The sequence below is a fragment of the Rhizobium sp. NZLR1b genome (genome assembly GCF_019685155.1).
In the GTDB taxonomy this organism is placed as follows: Bacteria; Pseudomonadota; Alphaproteobacteria; order Rhizobiales; family Rhizobiaceae; genus Rhizobium.
In genome coordinates this window covers 17,574-33,295 of the sequence record NZ_JABDWC010000012.1, presented here as the reverse complement: position 1 = coordinate 33,295, position 15,722 = coordinate 17,574, and the positions used below count along the sequence as shown (strand labels likewise).

At 57.7% G+C, this 15,722-nt stretch carries 14 protein-coding genes; 8 read left to right on the top strand and 6 right to left on the bottom strand.

From position 1 onward, the window contains the following. Positions 1 to 75: 75 nt before the first annotated feature. Genes HJB84_RS18090 through HJB84_RS18080 form a run of 3 tightly spaced genes read right to left on the bottom strand, consistent with a single transcriptional unit; the run spans position 76 to position 3,400 of the window. Positions 76 to 1,320, bottom strand: a complete 1,245-nt coding sequence (locus HJB84_RS18090; RefSeq protein WP_207581596.1) for a glycosyltransferase family 4 protein — start codon at positions 1,318 to 1,320, stop codon at positions 76 to 78. Next, positions 1,317 to 2,663: a glycosyltransferase family 4 protein gene (locus HJB84_RS18085; RefSeq protein ID WP_221116527.1), complete on the bottom strand. Its 1,347-nt coding sequence runs from the start codon at positions 2,661 to 2,663 to the stop codon at positions 1,317 to 1,319. Before HJB84_RS18085 ends, HJB84_RS18090 begins: the two co-directional genes overlap by 4 nt. Beyond that, positions 2,663 to 3,400: a Crp/Fnr family transcriptional regulator gene (locus HJB84_RS18080; RefSeq protein WP_207581598.1), complete on the bottom strand. Its 738-nt coding sequence runs from the start codon at positions 3,398 to 3,400 to the stop codon at positions 2,663 to 2,665. Before HJB84_RS18080 ends, HJB84_RS18085 begins: the two co-directional genes overlap by 1 nt. 471 nt (positions 3,401 to 3,871) lie before the next feature. Here HJB84_RS18080 and HJB84_RS18075 point away from each other — a divergent pair, with 471 nt between their 5' ends. The 5 genes from HJB84_RS18075 (at position 3,872) to HJB84_RS18055 (ending at position 10,459) form a co-directional block, all read left to right on the top strand. Beyond that, positions 3,872 to 4,573: a sugar transferase gene (locus HJB84_RS18075; RefSeq protein WP_207581599.1), complete on the top strand. Its 702-nt coding sequence runs from the start codon at positions 3,872 to 3,874 to the stop codon at positions 4,571 to 4,573. 133 nt (positions 4,574 to 4,706) lie between these two features. Further along, the gene (locus HJB84_RS18070) at positions 4,707 to 6,461 is read left to right on the top strand and encodes a GNVR domain-containing protein (RefSeq protein ID WP_221116526.1); all 1,755 of its coding nucleotides are present in this window, start codon (positions 4,707 to 4,709) and stop codon (positions 6,459 to 6,461) included. Then, positions 6,458 to 7,480 carry a glycosyltransferase family 2 protein gene (locus tag HJB84_RS18065; RefSeq protein ID WP_221116525.1) on the top strand — a complete coding sequence of 341 codons (1,023 nt, stop codon included), beginning with the start codon at positions 6,458 to 6,460 and terminating at the stop codon, positions 7,478 to 7,480. Before HJB84_RS18070 ends, HJB84_RS18065 begins: the two co-directional genes overlap by 4 nt. A 4-nt stretch (positions 7,481 to 7,484) precedes the next feature. Continuing rightward, entirely contained in the window at positions 7,485 to 8,864 is a 1,380-nt protein-coding gene (locus HJB84_RS18060; RefSeq protein ID WP_221116524.1) for a polysaccharide biosynthesis/export family protein, read from the top strand. Between the two features lie 125 nt (positions 8,865 to 8,989). Further along, positions 8,990 to 10,459, top strand: a complete 1,470-nt coding sequence (locus HJB84_RS18055) for a hypothetical protein (RefSeq protein ID WP_221116523.1) — start codon at positions 8,990 to 8,992, stop codon at positions 10,457 to 10,459. A gap of 104 nt (positions 10,460 to 10,563) precedes the next feature. Here the strand turns inward: HJB84_RS18055 and HJB84_RS18050 are convergent, their stop codons facing one another. Next, on the bottom strand, positions 10,564 to 10,863 hold the full coding sequence (locus HJB84_RS18050) for a hypothetical protein (RefSeq protein ID WP_246762687.1): 300 nt from the start codon (positions 10,861 to 10,863) through the stop codon (positions 10,564 to 10,566). Positions 10,864 to 11,168: 305 nt separating this feature from the next. Between HJB84_RS18050 and HJB84_RS18045 the strand changes: the two genes are divergently transcribed. Together HJB84_RS18045 and HJB84_RS18040 are read left to right on the top strand one after the other, a co-directional pair. Next, positions 11,169 to 12,080 carry a glycosyltransferase gene (locus tag HJB84_RS18045; RefSeq protein WP_221116522.1) on the top strand — a complete coding sequence of 304 codons (912 nt, stop codon included), beginning with the start codon at positions 11,169 to 11,171 and terminating at the stop codon, positions 12,078 to 12,080. Between the two features lie 135 nt (positions 12,081 to 12,215). Beyond that, positions 12,216 to 13,238, top strand: a complete 1,023-nt coding sequence (locus tag HJB84_RS18040) for a glycosyltransferase family 2 protein (RefSeq protein ID WP_207581606.1) — start codon at positions 12,216 to 12,218, stop codon at positions 13,236 to 13,238. Positions 13,239 to 13,286: 48 nt separating this feature from the next. On the opposite strand, the gene HJB84_RS18035 is transcribed toward HJB84_RS18040, so the two are convergent. After that, positions 13,287 to 14,039, bottom strand: a complete 753-nt coding sequence (locus HJB84_RS18035) for a Crp/Fnr family transcriptional regulator (protein WP_207581607.1) — start codon at positions 14,037 to 14,039, stop codon at positions 13,287 to 13,289. A 450-nt stretch (positions 14,040 to 14,489) separates the two neighbouring features. On the opposite strand from HJB84_RS18035, the gene HJB84_RS18030 reads away from it, so the two are divergent. Further along, positions 14,490 to 15,140: a sugar transferase gene (locus tag HJB84_RS18030; RefSeq protein ID WP_221116521.1), complete on the top strand. Its 651-nt coding sequence runs from the start codon at positions 14,490 to 14,492 to the stop codon at positions 15,138 to 15,140. Between the two features lie 212 nt (positions 15,141 to 15,352). Here the strand turns inward: HJB84_RS18030 and HJB84_RS18025 are convergent, their stop codons facing one another. After that, complete coding sequence (locus tag HJB84_RS18025; protein ID WP_221116520.1) at positions 15,353 to 15,652, bottom strand: hypothetical protein; 300 nt, start codon at positions 15,650 to 15,652, stop codon at positions 15,353 to 15,355. Positions 15,653 to 15,722: the final 70 nt, after the last annotated feature.

Below are 15,722 nucleotides of genomic sequence, written 5' to 3'. Positions count from 1 at the left end.
TATCTATTCCTCGTCGGGGGCTTGAGACGGATTCGGGCGGGGCGCGGCAAGGCAGGCAGCTCCGTTCCTTCCCCCTCAACCGTGCCGTCTTCTGAAGACGTCGGCAGATCCGTCTCCATGGCTGGACAACTGTCGCTCGATCAGGCTGGACAGACGATCGCGGAATACGGCGGCGGAGAATTTCAGCGAGTGCGCGCGGATTGCATGCGGATCGATATCGTCCTCGACCGCTTCGAATGCTGCCATCGTTTCCAAAAGGGCTTCCGTCGTCTGTTGCGCGAAGCGAAAGCCGACCTGTGGCGCGGATACGGTTTCCCGGGCGCCGCCCGCGTCGAAAGCCAGAACCGGCCGCCCCGATGCCATGGCTTCCACCGGCAGGATGCCGAAATCCTCCGTGCCCGGAAACAACAGCGCGCGGCATCGCGACAGATGGTCGCGCAGCACGTTGAAAGGCTGATGGCCGAGAAACTCAACGGTCGGGCCGGCGATCGACTTCAGATAAGATAATTGTTCTCCCTCGCCGATGACGACCAGCTTCCGGCCGGCCTCGGTGCAGGCGCGCACCGCGATATCCGGCCGCTTGTAGGTGGTCAGCTGTCCCGCATAAAGGTAAAATTCGCCTTTCCCCTTCCCCACCGCAAAATCGTCGGTCGCAACGGGCGGATGAATGACGACGGAGTCCCGATCGTAGAAGCGGCGGATGCGGCTTGCGACATAATCGGAGTTGGCGACGAACACATCGACGCGCGAGGACGTCGTCACGTCCCAGGCGCGCAGCATCGGCGCGGTAATCGACATTAAGGCGCGTCCCAACCAGGGAAGGCCATGGCGATAGACATGGAACTGATCCCAGATATAGCGCATCGGCGAATGGCAGTAACAGACATGGAGAGCGTCGGCGCGCGTGATGATGCCTTTGGCGGGGCCGGATTCGCTCGACAGGACCAGGTCGTAATCCTGCAGATCGAACTGCTCGAGCGCGAAGGGCATCAGCGGCAGCATCTTGGTATAATGCCGCTGCGCGCCAGGGATCTTCTGCAGGAAAGAGGTGCGGATGTTCCGCGTCTTCAGAAAATCGCTGATGCGATCCCGGTTACAGACGAGGGTGAAGATATCGGCCTGCGGAAACATGCGGCACAGCTCTTCAAGGACCTTTTCGCCGCCGCGCATCGAAACGAGCCAGTAATGCACGATGGCGACCCGAAGTTGCCCGGTTTCGCTTGTGCTTCCGCCCTCGGTGACGCGCCTTTTCGCCATGACAGGTGCATCGGTAAGAAAAGCCCTCGCGTCGGGAAGAGAGGTTGTTGCTTTAAGGGTCAACTCAATACTCCTTGTATCGCCACACCGTCTGTCAGCTCGGAAACCGTATTCGTCGAAATCAGGCTATGGTATTCGGCAAGAAGCGCATCGCGCCATTCCTCGTGTGTCGAGGCGAGATCCGGCGACAGCCGGAAAGCCCGCTCGCTCATGGCGCGGACCTCTTGCTTGGGCATTTGGCTAAATCTCGCCAGAGTGTCGGCAAAGGCACTTTGATCGGCCGTATCGCAGGCAAGTGCCATGCCGGCTCTTTCCATTTCCTCGGCGAGAAAGGCGCTGCGCGACATGATCACGGGCAGACCGCTCCTGGCCGCTTCGATAGCGACGAGACCGAACGGCTCGGGATAACGCGAGGGCATCAACAGCGCACGCGCCTTGCGGATGGTCGGGCCGATCTCCGCATGCGACTGCCAGCCGACGGCCCTGACGTGATTTCCTGACGCGGCGACCAGCGGCATCAGTGGCCCGTCCCCGATCACGCAGAGCCGGACGCCGGCTCTGCGCGTGGCGGCTAGGGCGTCCTCCACGCCTTTCTCCTCGTCCAACCGTCCGATGAACACGAACTCGTCGTTGGCCTCTGCCACGATCCGTTTGATGGAAAGTGGAGCGACGGGATTGCGGATCGTCGTCAGCCTTTCGGGCCGATAGCCGGCGCCGACGAGAAAGCTCGCCATCTTCTCGTGCAGCAGAATTATCCGGCCGAAATTGGCCTGATCCTTCAGGAGCCGGAGGATATTCGAGCCTCGGGCGACACGCCACAATTTGTGCGAATAACTTCTCTTGTCGCAAGCCGTCGCAATGCAGCCTCCGCCGAGCGGGCGTCGCAGGCAGATCTCCTGCGCCTGATAGTCGAAGAAGGCGCCGTTCGGGCAAGCCGTGAAGAAATCATGCGCGTGAACCACGCATCGTCTGGCGACCGGCACCAACGCCCTGAAAATCGCGGGGGACAGGATCTGGTGCCAGCCATGCACATGGTAGATGGTGTTGGCGGTATCGTTTGCAGCAATCCAGTTCGCGACCATGCGGACGGCGGCGCCATTGTGAATGCCGGTCACGAACGCCTTCGCACGCTCGGCACTGAGCAGGTCGCGGCTTTTCAGTCCGACCATCGAGACTCCGAGCGCGGCAAGCTCCGCATTGGCGGCGTTATCTCCGCAAATATAGGTCACCGGAATGCCGAGCCCGCGAAAAAGCTTGGCAGACAGCACCGCCAGGCCTGTCGCCCCGCCTCTGGCCACCGAGTAGTCGTCGATAATGACCACGCGATCGATCTTTGTCGTGCCAGGGCCGAGAAACCGGCCGACGCGTGCGGTGGATCGGCTGGCCTCGCAAGGCGACAGGCGCATCATTTCACCGAAACCGCACCGTTGGCACAGGCTTCCAGCGCCTTTCGGTTAAGAATACGGATCTTGCCCTGCCCCCCGTCGATGATCTTGCCTTCACGCAGGCGCCGCAGGCATTGATTGACCTTCTCGCGGGACGCCGGCAGCGTCGCGGCCAGATCATTTTGCGAAATGATCAGTTCGTCCCCGCTGTTTGCCGCATCTTTTCCATAAACGGCGGAGAGCCGCAGCAGTGTGCTGGCCAGCCTCGACTGCAGGCTCGACGCCGCATTCGCAATGATCCGGAGTTCGAGCTCCGAAATACGCGCCAGCGCCCTGGAGAAGACCTTTTCGCGAAAGCTAGGATCGCTGGCATACATGTCGCGCAGCAGGCGGCCTTCGAAGAAGTGCAACTCGCAGTTGGAACCGGCTCGGTATTCTAGGCTCAACGTCTGTCTGCGCAAAACCTCGAGTTCGCCGATCAGGCCCGATTTTGGGATGATCTCAACGATAAATTCTCTGCCGTCGGGCAACATCGTGCTTGCGCTGACCACTCCCGAATGTACGCGAGCGAACATATCGATCAGGACGCCGGCCCCGGCGATGACCTCGCCGCGCCGGAAACGCCGAACGCTCGACCGGCACGAAAGGAATTCGTCGTCGAGCACTATGCGGCTGCCGAGATGAATGCCGCCACTAGCCGATATCGCCGCCTTGCCGACCCCGGCCCTGCGATCTGATGCGTGAGTCACCCCGTCCATGCGCATACTCCAGTACTCGAATAACGATAGGCAATGCTGCACCGCATCATTTATATTACCTTAATACCCAAGTCAAATAACATCCCCGATAGACAGCGTAAAGATTAAGACTACATTTGGGTGAAAAACAAAAATACACCATCATCGACAATCGAAAACTCGGCGTAACCGAAGAACGATTGTATGATTGGAAAGAGGTGCTCATTAAAAAGTCTTTCTAGTTAAAAAAAAGTCATAATCGAAAAGGTGATATCAAAAATATAATTGAATTTCAGTGAATTAATCACCTTTGAGTATGTTAGATTGCTCTTTAGAATGAAAATAATTCGCCCAAAGGTACAATCGGAGTTCTCTTCTGCCGTCTAGTAGCATAAAGAATTTATTAAGGATTATGACCTTGGTAACAGACAACAAGAGTGCGGCGCAGCAAACTTTGAACGGTTCTTAATCGGAAAGTTTTGGAGACCCCCTATGGCATGGGATGCACATAGTTTCGAAGCATGGTCGCGTGTCGGAAGGTCTGCGAAAGGCGGCGATCTGAATGCGTCCCGGCCTCGTGCAGCAGGCAGATCGTCCAAGCGCGCACTCGACCTTCTGATGGCGATCACCGCCCTGTTCCTGCTTTCCCCGCTTCTTTTGGTCGTCGCCTTGATCGTAAAGGTCTCCGACCGCGGCCCGGTCTTCTACTCCCATACGCGCATCGGCTTCAGCGGCGCGCCGTTCGGATGCCTCAAATTTCGCACGATGAAGACCGATGCGAGTGCTCAGCTTGCCGAATTGCTCGAAAACAACCCAGTTGCACGAACCGAGTGGGAGGCGACCCACAAGCTGAAGGACGATCCGAGGATTACGGCCGTCGGCGACATCCTGAGGCGGTCGAGCATCGACGAGCTTCCCCAGCTGTTCAATGTCCTGCGTGGCGAAATGAGCCTCGTCGGCCCTCGGCCAATCACCGTCGAGGAATTGCCGCGCTACGGCGAGCATATCTGGGCGTACATGGCAGTCCGCCCCGGCCTGACAGGCCACTGGCAAACCAGCGGGCGCAACGATGTCAGCTATGAGCACCGGGTTTCCCTCGACGTTCACTATCTCGATAACTGGTCGCTAGGCCGGGACTTAATCATCATTGCCAAGACCATTCCCGCACTGTTTTCGCAGCGGGGCTCGTACTGAGCAATTAGGAGAGAGCTGCCGATCATGCCTGAAATCGGAAGACATACACCTCCTCCGTCCCCTCCAAGCTGCAGGCACCTGGTCACCCGATACCTGGTTACTCCTTGATATCGCCATTTTGGATTAGGACGACATGACCTCGAGCACGATCTTCAGCGGCGTTTCTTCGATACCTCTGCCTGCCGCAACGACTGGGGCGAATTCACCGCTGACTTTGCGGGATATGCTTTTCTTTCTTAGAATGCGCTGGCTGTGGATTGCGGCGACGACGATAGCCTTCCTCGTAATGGCGGGGAGCTATGTACTGACCGCCGAGCCGACATTCGTTGCCAGCACGCAACTTTTGATCTTTCCCCAGGTGAGCGGCTCCGAAACACAGAGGGCCTTTGCGGAAGACGCATTCATAGAGGGACAGCTGGAAATCGCCAGATCCAGCGACGTCGTCGGCGGAACGGTAACGGCGCTGGATCTCGACACCGATCCCGAATTCGTCGATCAGGCGCCTTCGCTGCAGGACAGGGCAAAGAATTGGCTGACGGGCTTTTCTTCGCAACTGGATACGCCATCGCAGGAAGCGACGGGCAAGGGAACGAGAGAAGCGCAGCCGGAGGGGGAGCGGCTCCATGACTGGGCGACCGCCACCCTGCTGAACATGATGGAAATACGCCGGATCGGAAGTTCGACGGTCATCGAGATATCGGCCGCGGCAACGACCCCTCAGAAAGCCGTCGATATCGCCGACACGCTCGCCAGGCAGTATATCCAGAAGAATATCTCCATGAAGGCCAGCGCCGCCCGCCAATACAGCGACTGGCTGGCGAAGTTCATAACCGAGCAACAGCGAGGACTTGCCGAAGCTGCTAGCGCTTTGGCTGGCTTTACGAGCAATCCGCGCGATCAGTTCAAGCTTGCGGAGCTGCAAAGCGCGACGGACGCCCGCCGCACCCTTTATGAAAGCACCTTGAACCAGCTTACCGAAGCCAAGCAGCGCATCACCTACCCGGTGTCCGATGCCACGATCGTTTCGCGGGCCACGCTGCCTCTTTCGAAGGCCAGGCCACGCAGCGCGCTTATCCTCGCCTTTGCGGCGGCGGTCGGTCTTGGTCTCGGCCTGGCACTTGCCATGATAAGGCACGCCGGTGATCGCCGGATCATCCGTCCCCATCAGATCGCGGAGGCCGCTGGACTGCCCTTCGTCACTCTGCTGGCGACATCGAAGAGGGCCAGCAATCGACACCCTGCGCGTTTCCTTGCGGCCGGCACTGATAGCAGCACTGCAGCCGCCTATCCTGATATCCCAGGCATGGCGGAACTGAGCGCGACGGTCGTCGGTCTTCGGCGCAAACGCCGGGTTGTGATTGGAATCGTCGCTATCGATCCCGGCAGCGGGGCATCGACCATTGCGTGTGAACTTGCCGTGCTGTCGTCGATATCAGGAGCTCGGACGCTGTTGATCGATGCGGCTGCACAGAAATCGTCGCTCAGCAAATCGATCGCGCCCTATAGTTCCACCGGCCTCGTCGATGTCCTCGACAATGGAGAACTGATTCAGACGGCGGCACTGCCCCTCACCCCGACGCTGAAGTTCCTTCCCCTCGGCGATGTCGAAGCGGTGACGCCGGCCATTCGCCTAAGCTCCCGTCGCACGCAGTTGAGCTTCGCCGATCTGAAAAAGGAATTCGACGCCATATTCGTCGACATTTCCGCATTCTCCGCTTCTCCGGATGCCAATGCGATCGCGCCGGAACTGGACGGCGTCCTCGTCGTCACCTCGCACGGCCGCACCTCGATCGACGATACCATGCGCATCATCGACACGATGCGGAACGTCGGCGCGGAGATCCTCGGAGCGATCATCAACCATGCACCGAAGAGAATGCAGTCATGACCTCATCTTCGGCAGGAGCAACCAGGCAGGACGGGCCAATCGCGCCGGCGCCTGGTCCTTGCGGCATTGAAGCCGCGTCAGGGGCCGCGAGCCGCCCATTGCGGATTGCCATCGGGATTGCTTCGGCAGGCCGCCCCTCGATCCTGCGGGAGACGATCGATTATCTCACCACCATGCCCGGTCAGGCTGAGCGGTTGATCGTCTGCGTGCCTTCGATCGACGATGCCACCGGGCTTGCCGACCGCATCGACGTGGACGTCATCATCGGCAGCCGTGGCCTGACCTCTCAGCGCAACAGGATCATCGAGGCCGCCGCGGCCGATACGGATATTCTGATTTTCTTGGACGACGACTTCATTCCCGCAGCAACCTTCCTGTCGCGGATTGCGGCGGTCTTTACGCTAAGGCCCGACGTCGCGATCGCCACTGGCGAAGTCCTGGCTGACGGCATCCTCGATGGCGGCCTTAGCATGTCAAAGGCCCTGCAGGTTCTTGAAACGGCCGGCGAAGCGGCCGAACAGGTGACGGAGGTCTATAACGCCTACGGATGCAACATGGCGGTTCGCCTTTCATCCGTTGTCGAGCATGCGCTGACTTTTGACGAGCAGCTGCCACTCTACGGCTGGCTCGAGGATGTCGATTTCAGCAGGTCCATCGCCCGCTACGGCAGGTCCGTGCATGTCGAAGGCGCCCGCGGCGTGCATCTCGGCGTCAGATCCGGGCGCCAGCCCGGCCGAAGACTCGGCTATTCGCAGGTTGCCAATCCTGTTTATCTGATCCGCAAGGGCACGATGTCGAGGGCCCGCGCAATCGCACAAATCGGCCGCAACATCCTGGCGAACGCCTCGGGCCTATTGTTCAAAGACCGCTTGATTGACCGTTGGGGACGTTTGAATGGCAATTTGCTGGCGCTTTCCGATCTTCTTGTCGGCCGCGCCTCTCCGTCCCGCATTCTCGAACTCGGCAATCCGTCGCCGCGCGAGATGCCTTCGCCGTCGATCGCAACGAAACGGAGATAGATCAATGCAGCCTACATCCTTGTCCGATCGCCTCATCTCCGCGGCACTCTCCTTGCTGGCCTTCTGCTGCCTGACCGGCTGGAGCGTCGCCCATGCGCAGACATTCACCCTCGTACCGGAAGACAAGGTAAGACTGCGCGTCGTCGAATGGCGCTCGTCGGATTCGCGCTATGCCAGCTGGGAGGCTCTCGACGGCGTCTATACCGTCGATGATACCGGCGACCTGTCGATCCCGATCGCCGGTCACGTGCAGGCGACCGGAAAGACGACTGAAGAGCTCGCCGATGCTATCGCCGGCGCGCTGGCCGAAAAGGCGGAACTCCCGGGCAAGCCGTACATCGCCTTGGAGATTGCCGAGCATGCGCCGATCTTCGTCACCGGAACCGTGCAAACTCCCGGGCGCTATCCTTTTGAACCCAACATGACCGTCATGAAGGTGGTCAGCATCGCTGGTGGTTTCCTGCGGGAACGCGAGGATAATACCTACTTCGAACGCGACCGGATCCAGGCTGCCGGCGCCTACCGAACGGCCGTTCTCAACCGGCGCGATCTCTTGATGCGGCAGGCGCGGCTGCGCGCGGAGATCGCTGGCGAGCAGAGTTTTGAAATTCCTGACGAACTTGTGGGAACGCCCGATATAGACAAGCTGAAGGCACAGGAATTGAACCTGATGCGGCTGCGGCGCGTCGATATCGACAGCCAGATCGAAGCGGCGAATGATCTCACCCGCCTCTATGGCCAGCAGGTCGAGTCGCTTGCGGCCAAGATCAATTCGCAAAAACGGCAGATCGATCTTGCCCAAAAAGAATTGGACAATGTCAACAGCCTGGTCAGCAAAGGCCTGGTCAGCAATTCCCGTCAGGTCTCGGTCGATCGCGGGGTCGCGGATGCACAGGGCACCCTGATCGATCTCGAAGTTGCCCTGACCACGGCTCGTCAGGGCCTCAGCGAAGCTGACCGTTCCAAGATCAACATCGTCAACAGGCAGAACAGCGAAAACCAGGACCTGCTCAATCAGGTCAATCTTGCGATCGGCAGGGCGGCGATCGATATCCAGGTGGCCCAGCTTCTTGGCGAACAGGCCGGCTACGACGCTCAACTCGCCCAGATCAGCACGGACGCACCGGGTCTCGGCAGAGCGCAGAAGAACTACAGGATCGTGCGCCGCAATGACGACGGAACCTATCACAACATCGTGGCGGATGAGCAAACCGCATTGCTGCCGCACGATCTGATCGAGGTCGGTTTAGACACGGCTCTTCAGGGCTCATCCCAGTCGCCGCAGACCGCGCCGCAGAAACAGAGCTCGACGGTCTCGTCGTCCGATGTGGCCGGGGACAGTCGGCCGGCCCCCGGCTGGGTATCTCAGGCGGGATCGAATTAGGTGGCGGTTGTGATCCTCGACGACAGCGGGCAGCTTTCGCCTCGAGCATCATGCCGAGAGACGGATGCCGGTTGTCGGCAAAAGCGGGGTCTTGGCCGCTTACCCTCCGGATCAGGATCTGAAGCATGTCGATAGAACCGATCGGTTTCATCGTTCTGCTGCTTGGTGTGCTCGGCATGATCAACGGCGCGCGCTTTGCTCTTACGACCCTCTGCCTGTCGACGCTGCTAGGAGCCGCAGCGGCTCTCCAATTGCCCGCGCTCGGCGGCAGCAGCATCCAGCCAAGCCATCTTTTGGTGCTCTTTCTCGTTCTGGCCGCCCTGCTGCGCCCGGCTCAAACGCAGACGGTACTGGCCAGCATCGCCTATCCAGGCCCTGGCTTCTGGTTTGCCAGCTACATCCTGTTTTCCGTGGCATCGTCGTTCTTCTTGCCCCGCATCTTTGCCGGCGCGACCCTCGTCTACTCCTCTGCACGAGACGTTTCGGGGATGATGTCGACAGTGGCTGCTCCGCTGGCTCCAGGCTCGTCCAATCTCAGCCAGTCCGTCTATCTGCTTGGCGACCTCGCCTGCTTTGCCGTCGTCTCGGGGCTTACCAGGCTCGGATATGCCCGTTTCATTGCACAACAACTGATCGTGGCGTCGCTAGTATGTTTTGCATTGGCGCTTATCGATATCGGAACCTTCCTGACCGGCCAGTCCTACCTGCTCGATGTCATCAGGAATGCGAATTATACGATGCATACGGCCGAGACGATCAGCGGGTTCAAGCGCATCGTCGGTTCCTTTCCCGAAGCGAGCACCTATGGCGCGGTCGCGCTGGCCTATTTTTCCTTCACGCTGATGCTCTGGCTGGAGCGTGTTCAAAGCCGCATGGCGGGACTTGCAACGCTTTTCATCGGCCCGACGATCGTGCTTTGCACGTCAACAACCGCCTACATCGCCGGCATCTTCGTTGTCAGCTTGTTCGTGCTGTTCTGCCTGAAACGACTGATCGGCGGCCCGGCAACGACCCCGCACGTGACACTCCTGGTGATTACGCTGTTCTTGATTCCCTGTGCCATCGTTGCACTCAGCCTCGTCCCCGATGCGTGGGATTCCATTGCCGGCCTGGTGAACACCACCTTGTCGGACAAGCTCCAATCGCAATCCGGCGAAGAACGGACCGCCTGGAACACGCTGGCATTGATCGCATTCGTTGATACCGCCACCTTCGGCGCCGGGCTCGGCACGGTTCGAGCCTCGAGTTTTATCGCTGCATTGCTTTCCAATGTCGGATTAACCGGCACTCTTCTCTTCGCCACTTTCCTGTGCAGCCTTTTAAGGGCTTCCGGCCGGCGCATATCAGGCGATCGGGAAACCCACGCGATCGGAAATGCCGCGATTATGGCATGCATCGCCCAGGTCGCCTCGGCGGCGATATCAGGAAGCGGCACCGATCTCGGCCTGCTGTTCAGCACCACGGCGGGTCTGGCTGCCGGGTGCCTGGCACCAACCAATATCTCACCGCGACGCGCAGCCCTGTCGCTTGCCAACCGAACCCCACGGGAGACATCGACATCTCTGATGAGAGCGCCGATGTTTTCATCACGATGATGCCCGCGCTCGAACTCCGCCGCAGCACGAGAAGGAGCCCGTCGGCCAAAGGCGCTCCTACAAAGCGCGCCGCAGACGGATATGCTGAGAGGTCTGTATCAACATCAGCCTTGCGGGCGCTCGCGGCTGGTCGCGACGTTGTCTGCGACCGAATTATTTTCCCGCAACCTGGCACTACGCCGCAAAAGCCCCGACACGAATACGCCTGCCACATAGCCAATTTCCATCAGTATGAGGATAGCAATACCGGAGAGGACCGCCGCAATCACGGAAGACCCATCGGCGAAAGCCACGCTGCCGAATCCGATTGCCACGAGGAATGCAAAAATTGCGAAGCCCCAGGCACGGATGGAAGCCCCGGCAACGATCGAAATCACAGCTGCCACGAGTGTGGTGATCAGCATCGCAATCCCCATTCCTTCTGCATGCCGACACGGCTCCCAGCACCAATCGTTGGTCCGCGAAACAAGATGTCGAAACACAGCCTTGTGACAGGCAAGGCACTCTTCATGGTGAATATCTCAACAATGATCACACAAAAGCCGCCGGCGGACAGATCCGATTCGGTCACCACCGGACTGGACGCGGGCTATATATACCGAACGGGGCCTTCATATGACAGACCCGTCGGCTCAATTCACAACTGTTCTCTCGACTGGAAAGACAATGCCGGTTCATTTGTATCGCGCACAATCGGAAGGGTGATGGCATGAACAATCAGTGCGTCGTCTACGTCACGGATGTCGAGTATTCATTTCCGACTATTCTCTCGGCGCTTCAGGCTCGCAAATTCGCAAGCCCCGCGACTGATGTCTGCGTTCTCATGTCGGAACATCTCGATAATTTCGTAGAATTGAAAGCCCTGCTCGCCACGAGCGGGGTCGACTTGATGGATGTGACCGGAGCGCTGCACGATTCGCTCGGCAAGCTCGACGGGGCGCATTTCCGGGGACGCATCAGCGTCAGCACGATGGCCAAGTTGGTGCTTTGCGAGATTCTGCCTGCCAACTATACCCAGATCATCTACCTTGATGGGGATACGCAGATCGTCAGCGATCTCGGCAGGCTCGAAAACGCCGCTGTGCCCGAAGGCAGGTTTTTCGCGGCGCGCGATTACACGGCGATCCATGATTTCCTCGACACTGGAAAGAGCAGCCACTATTTCAACGCGGGAGTCCTGAAATTCCATCGCAGTGGCTGGATCGGGCAGGAGGCGCTTGAGCTTTTTGCTAAAAATCCTGAGGCCTGCGAGGGCAAACACGATCAGGGCGCATTGAATTATGTCTGTGGCGCATCGCTGATCCTCGTATCGAACCGCTGGAACTTTCCCAAGCAGTTCCTTCATCTCGTCAATATGTCCTCCTTGGCGATCGTGCATTACATGGCGCATCCGAAGCCGTGGCACGGAACCTTCTTTCCATGGACCGACAAGGAAAGCCAAGTTTACGTCGACCTTCGCAAAGCCCATCCGATTTACAACTCGTTGTATCGCGGAATAAGCTTCGATCGTAAGATCCTGTATAAGTACCGGTCGATACGAGCGCGCATCGAACATGCAATTGAGAAAGACGGATCTGATCCGCGGGTCCAAAAGCTGCTGGTTGGCGACTACGCTGTATGAGGACCCATCGTTGGTTCGTCCAGAGGTGAATGTCGGCGTGACCGATCTCAGCATCGCCGGTCGAGCTTTGGATTGCAGGCGCGCGCGCAAGTATTCATCTATTCATACCAGGATAGATAATGTTCAGGACAGAATATGAGTTATAGGGCTTCCGTCGCCAGTATCTCGCATTACGCAAAAGCCCGCCTGCGCCGGTCGCTCAAGGCCCGGCAGGTTCGCTATGACCTGCTGCGCGATGGGCTCACGCAGGCACGTCACGTCGTCATCTGCGTCATCCGCGACGAGGTGCACCGGCTGGCATTCTTCCTGCAATATTATCGTGATCTCGGCTTCGAGCATTTTATCTGCATCGACAACGGCTCGACCGATGGCACGGTCGAGCTGCTGTCCAGCTTCGACGATGTCTCACTTCTTTCTGCCCACGGGTCCTACAAGGCTGCGAGATTCGGAAACGACTGGATCAACGAAGTCATCAATCGTCACTGTCGGGAGAAATGGGTTCTCTATGTCGATGCAGACGAGTTCCTGGTCTATCCCCATTGCGACACACGGCCGATCGATCAATTGACCGCCTATATCGATTCCATGGGCGGCCATTCCCTCCGCTCGGTGATGATCGACATGTACAGCCCCCATCCCGTTCTCGAAAACATATGTGAACCCGGTCGAAATCCGCTCGAAGTCTGCAATCTCTTCGACCGGTCCGGTTATGTCGCGCATTTCGACAAACGCAACTGGACGATTTGGATCAAGGGCGGCGTTCGCGGGCGGGTCTATTTCAACAACCGGCTCTGGGATGGCCCTGCGCTCAACAAGATACCCCTTGTCTATGTCGGGGGTGAACGTCTTTTTCTGAAATCATCCCACCAGGTCTGGCCGCTCTCCCTGAATTTGGGCGACATGAGCGGCGCACTCGGCGTATCTGGCGCGCTTCTGCATTTTAAGTTCCTGTCGACCTTCGTGCACAAGGTTGCCGATGCGGCGCACCGGTCCCAACATACGGAGGAATATGCCGTATATTCCTCGAGCAATAATGTGGATGCCTTCGTCTGTGCCGATACCGGGACCTACAGAAGCTGGAAGGACCTCTCCGATCACGGGCTCATCCAGGGTGAAGGCTGGAAATACTGGAGAAATGCCTCCGAGAGCGAAGTCTGATGCAGGTCACCTAGATGCATATCCCCCGGAAGTGCTCGCGGCGCCGTCTCAAGCGAGGTGCGCCGCACCCTCGGCATAAGCCTCCAACGCCTTCCGATTGAGAATGCGGATTTTGCCATGCGTGCCGTCGACCACTTTGCTCTCGCGCAAACGCCGCAGACACTGGTTGACCTTTTCGCGCGACGCCGGCAGCGTCGCCGCCAGCTCATGTTGGGAGATAATCAGCTCATCTCCGCTATTTTGCGCATCCACTTTGTACACGGCAGAAAGGCGCAGCAGCGTCCCGGCCAGTCTCTGCCTTAGGCTCGATCCCGCATTGGAAATGATCCGCAGTTCGAGTTCGGAAACACGCGCCAGCGCCTTCGACAGAAGCTTCACCTGGAATTGCGGATCGTTTGCACATAAGTCCCGCAGCAACCGACCGTCGAAATAATGCAGTTCGCAGTCGGACGAGGCCCGATATTCCAGGCTGAGGGACTGCTTGCGCAGTACCGCCAGTTCGCCGATCAGGCCGCCTTTTGGAACGATTTCCACGATGAACTCTCGTCCATCTGCAAGCGGGGTGCTTGCACTCACCATTCCGTGCTGAACGCGGGCGAATATGTCGACGACGACACCGGCGCTGGCAATCACCTCACCGCGGCGAAACTTTCGGACACTCGAACGGCAAAACGGGAATTCATGATCCAGATCCCCCCGCCCACCGTATATAATACCTACAGGCCCTGAAGTAACCGCCTCCTCTATTCGCGACGCGCCTCCTTTAGTCTTGTTATCTCTGATGCTAATCGCCCCGTCCATACACACAACTCCACGCAGATTAATTCGTTATTATCGTCGGCGACATTGGAAATACGTTAACTTAGAAAGTAGAATAACGATAGTATAAAGATATCCTGTCGAAATTATACATAAACTATGACGAATGCTCACATTTATATAGATAAAGATCTATACTGAATTCCATAAACTGCCATGATCGTAAGCTATGGTTGGATTTTGTACGATCCATGACAATTTCTCAATTACACGACAAATCGGCGCGACAGACGATTAATCCCATTACCACCAATTAATACTAATAACATTTTGTTTACTTAACCGGATGTGCAAACAGTATTTTAAATATGCACAAATACACCTTCGGAGATAAAGAATTTGTTCACCATTATGACCTCGGTCACAGACATCAAGCCTATATTAGAACAAGCTTTCGCTGTAATTTCTGGGCTTCGCCCAACGGAGACGCGGATGGCGGGAAAAAATCAGGGTATCAACCGAAACGATCCTTGGCGGGACTACACCAGGGGACGACAGGAAGGGTATCCATTCAACTCGTCCAAATCCGATACGATCAGCAGGATTCTGAAGCGCGCATTGGACATCACCATTGCGGCGTCTCTCTTATTTCTTCTGTCGCCGCTCCTTCTGTCGGTAGCACTCATCATAACGCTAAGCGATAGGGGCCCCATTCTCAATTCCCATCGGCGGATTGGCTATAGGGGAAAAGAGTTCGGTTGCCTCAAGTTTCGGACGACGAGAGCTGACGCAGCGGCCAGCCCGCATGTGACTGTTCTCGGCGACATCCTGACGCGATCGAGCCTCGACAAGCTTCCTAAAGTGATCAACGTGCTGCTTGGGCAAATGAGCCTTGTCGGACCCCGCGCCGTTAGCAAAGAAGAGCTGCCGCGATACGGCGAACATGCCTATGCTTACATCGCGGTCCGTCCTGGTCTGATCGGTCAGTGGCAGACCGGCGAGCGCGCCAACTATCAGAATAGCGTTTGCCTCGACGTCGAGTATCTGAGCAAATGGACGCTCACATTGGATTTCATGATCATGGCAAAAACTCTGTCGGCACTGCTTTCCCGGCACGCCTTGCTGCCGAAAGTGGACTGGTAGAGTATTTCCGTTTTCCCCGCCGAAAAGCGTAAGCGGTTTTCGGACGAAATAATGTGCAAAATATCTGATTAAAAACAGGATTTTAGGCAGACAGGCAGCCTTAAACCATCCTGTTCTGGTGGGCGCAAATCGTCATTTTTTGTGGACGTTGCCTTCGTTCCGGACGGCTGAGATACCACACAGAGGCGCATCCTGCCTGCTCAGCCATTGCATTATCCGTGGGGAGGCTTGCCGGTCACTTGTGAGCGCTCGGTGATAGAGTCCTTTTTCCGCCGCTTTTGGATATGCACCCACAATGAGTAGGCGAATAGACCCGCCAGATAACATATTTCCATCAATACAAGCGCTTCGAGCGAGTAGGCGATCGCTTCGGAAAAAGAGGAGCCTTTCAGCAGGATCACAGCACCCAGGGCAGCGACCAGCAGAAATGCAAAGATTGCAAAAGCCCAGGCGCGAATGGTCGCTCCGGCGGCGATGGAGATGGAAACCACGATGAGCGTGCTCTTCAGCATTTATACTGCTCCTCTCTTCACGCCTCCTTCAAGCCGCCGTCTGCCCTCAATGACATGACAAAACTCAAAG

Excerpts from the sequence above, each read along its gene's own strand:
- HJB84_RS18085 (WP_221116527.1), bottom strand. The coding sequence starts at position 2,663 with ATGCGCCTGTCGCCTTGCGAGGCCAGCCGATCCACCGCACGCGTCGGC.
- HJB84_RS18080 (WP_207581598.1), bottom strand. The coding sequence starts at position 3,400 with ATGGACGGGGTGACTCACGCATCAGATCGCAGGGCCGGGGTCGGCAAG.
- HJB84_RS18075 (WP_207581599.1), top strand. The coding sequence starts at position 3,872 with ATGGCATGGGATGCACATAGTTTCGAAGCATGGTCGCGTGTCGGAAGG.
- HJB84_RS18070 (WP_221116526.1), top strand. The coding sequence starts at position 4,707 with ATGACCTCGAGCACGATCTTCAGCGGCGTTTCTTCGATACCTCTGCCT.
- HJB84_RS18065 (WP_221116525.1), top strand. The coding sequence starts at position 6,458 with ATGACCTCATCTTCGGCAGGAGCAACCAGGCAGGACGGGCCAATCGCG.
- HJB84_RS18060 (WP_221116524.1), top strand. The coding sequence starts at position 7,485 with ATGCAGCCTACATCCTTGTCCGATCGCCTCATCTCCGCGGCACTCTCC.
- HJB84_RS18055 (WP_221116523.1), top strand. The coding sequence starts at position 8,990 with ATGTCGATAGAACCGATCGGTTTCATCGTTCTGCTGCTTGGTGTGCTC.
- HJB84_RS18050 (WP_246762687.1), bottom strand. The coding sequence starts at position 10,863 with ATGCTGATCACCACACTCGTGGCAGCTGTGATTTCGATCGTTGCCGGG.
- HJB84_RS18045 (WP_221116522.1), top strand. The coding sequence starts at position 11,169 with ATGAACAATCAGTGCGTCGTCTACGTCACGGATGTCGAGTATTCATTT.
- HJB84_RS18040 (WP_207581606.1), top strand. The coding sequence starts at position 12,216 with ATGAGTTATAGGGCTTCCGTCGCCAGTATCTCGCATTACGCAAAAGCC.
- HJB84_RS18035 (WP_207581607.1), bottom strand. The coding sequence starts at position 14,039 with ATGGACGGGGCGATTAGCATCAGAGATAACAAGACTAAAGGAGGCGCG.
- HJB84_RS18030 (WP_221116521.1), top strand. The coding sequence starts at position 14,490 with ATGGCGGGAAAAAATCAGGGTATCAACCGAAACGATCCTTGGCGGGAC.
- HJB84_RS18025 (WP_221116520.1), bottom strand. The coding sequence starts at position 15,652 with ATGCTGAAGAGCACGCTCATCGTGGTTTCCATCTCCATCGCCGCCGGA.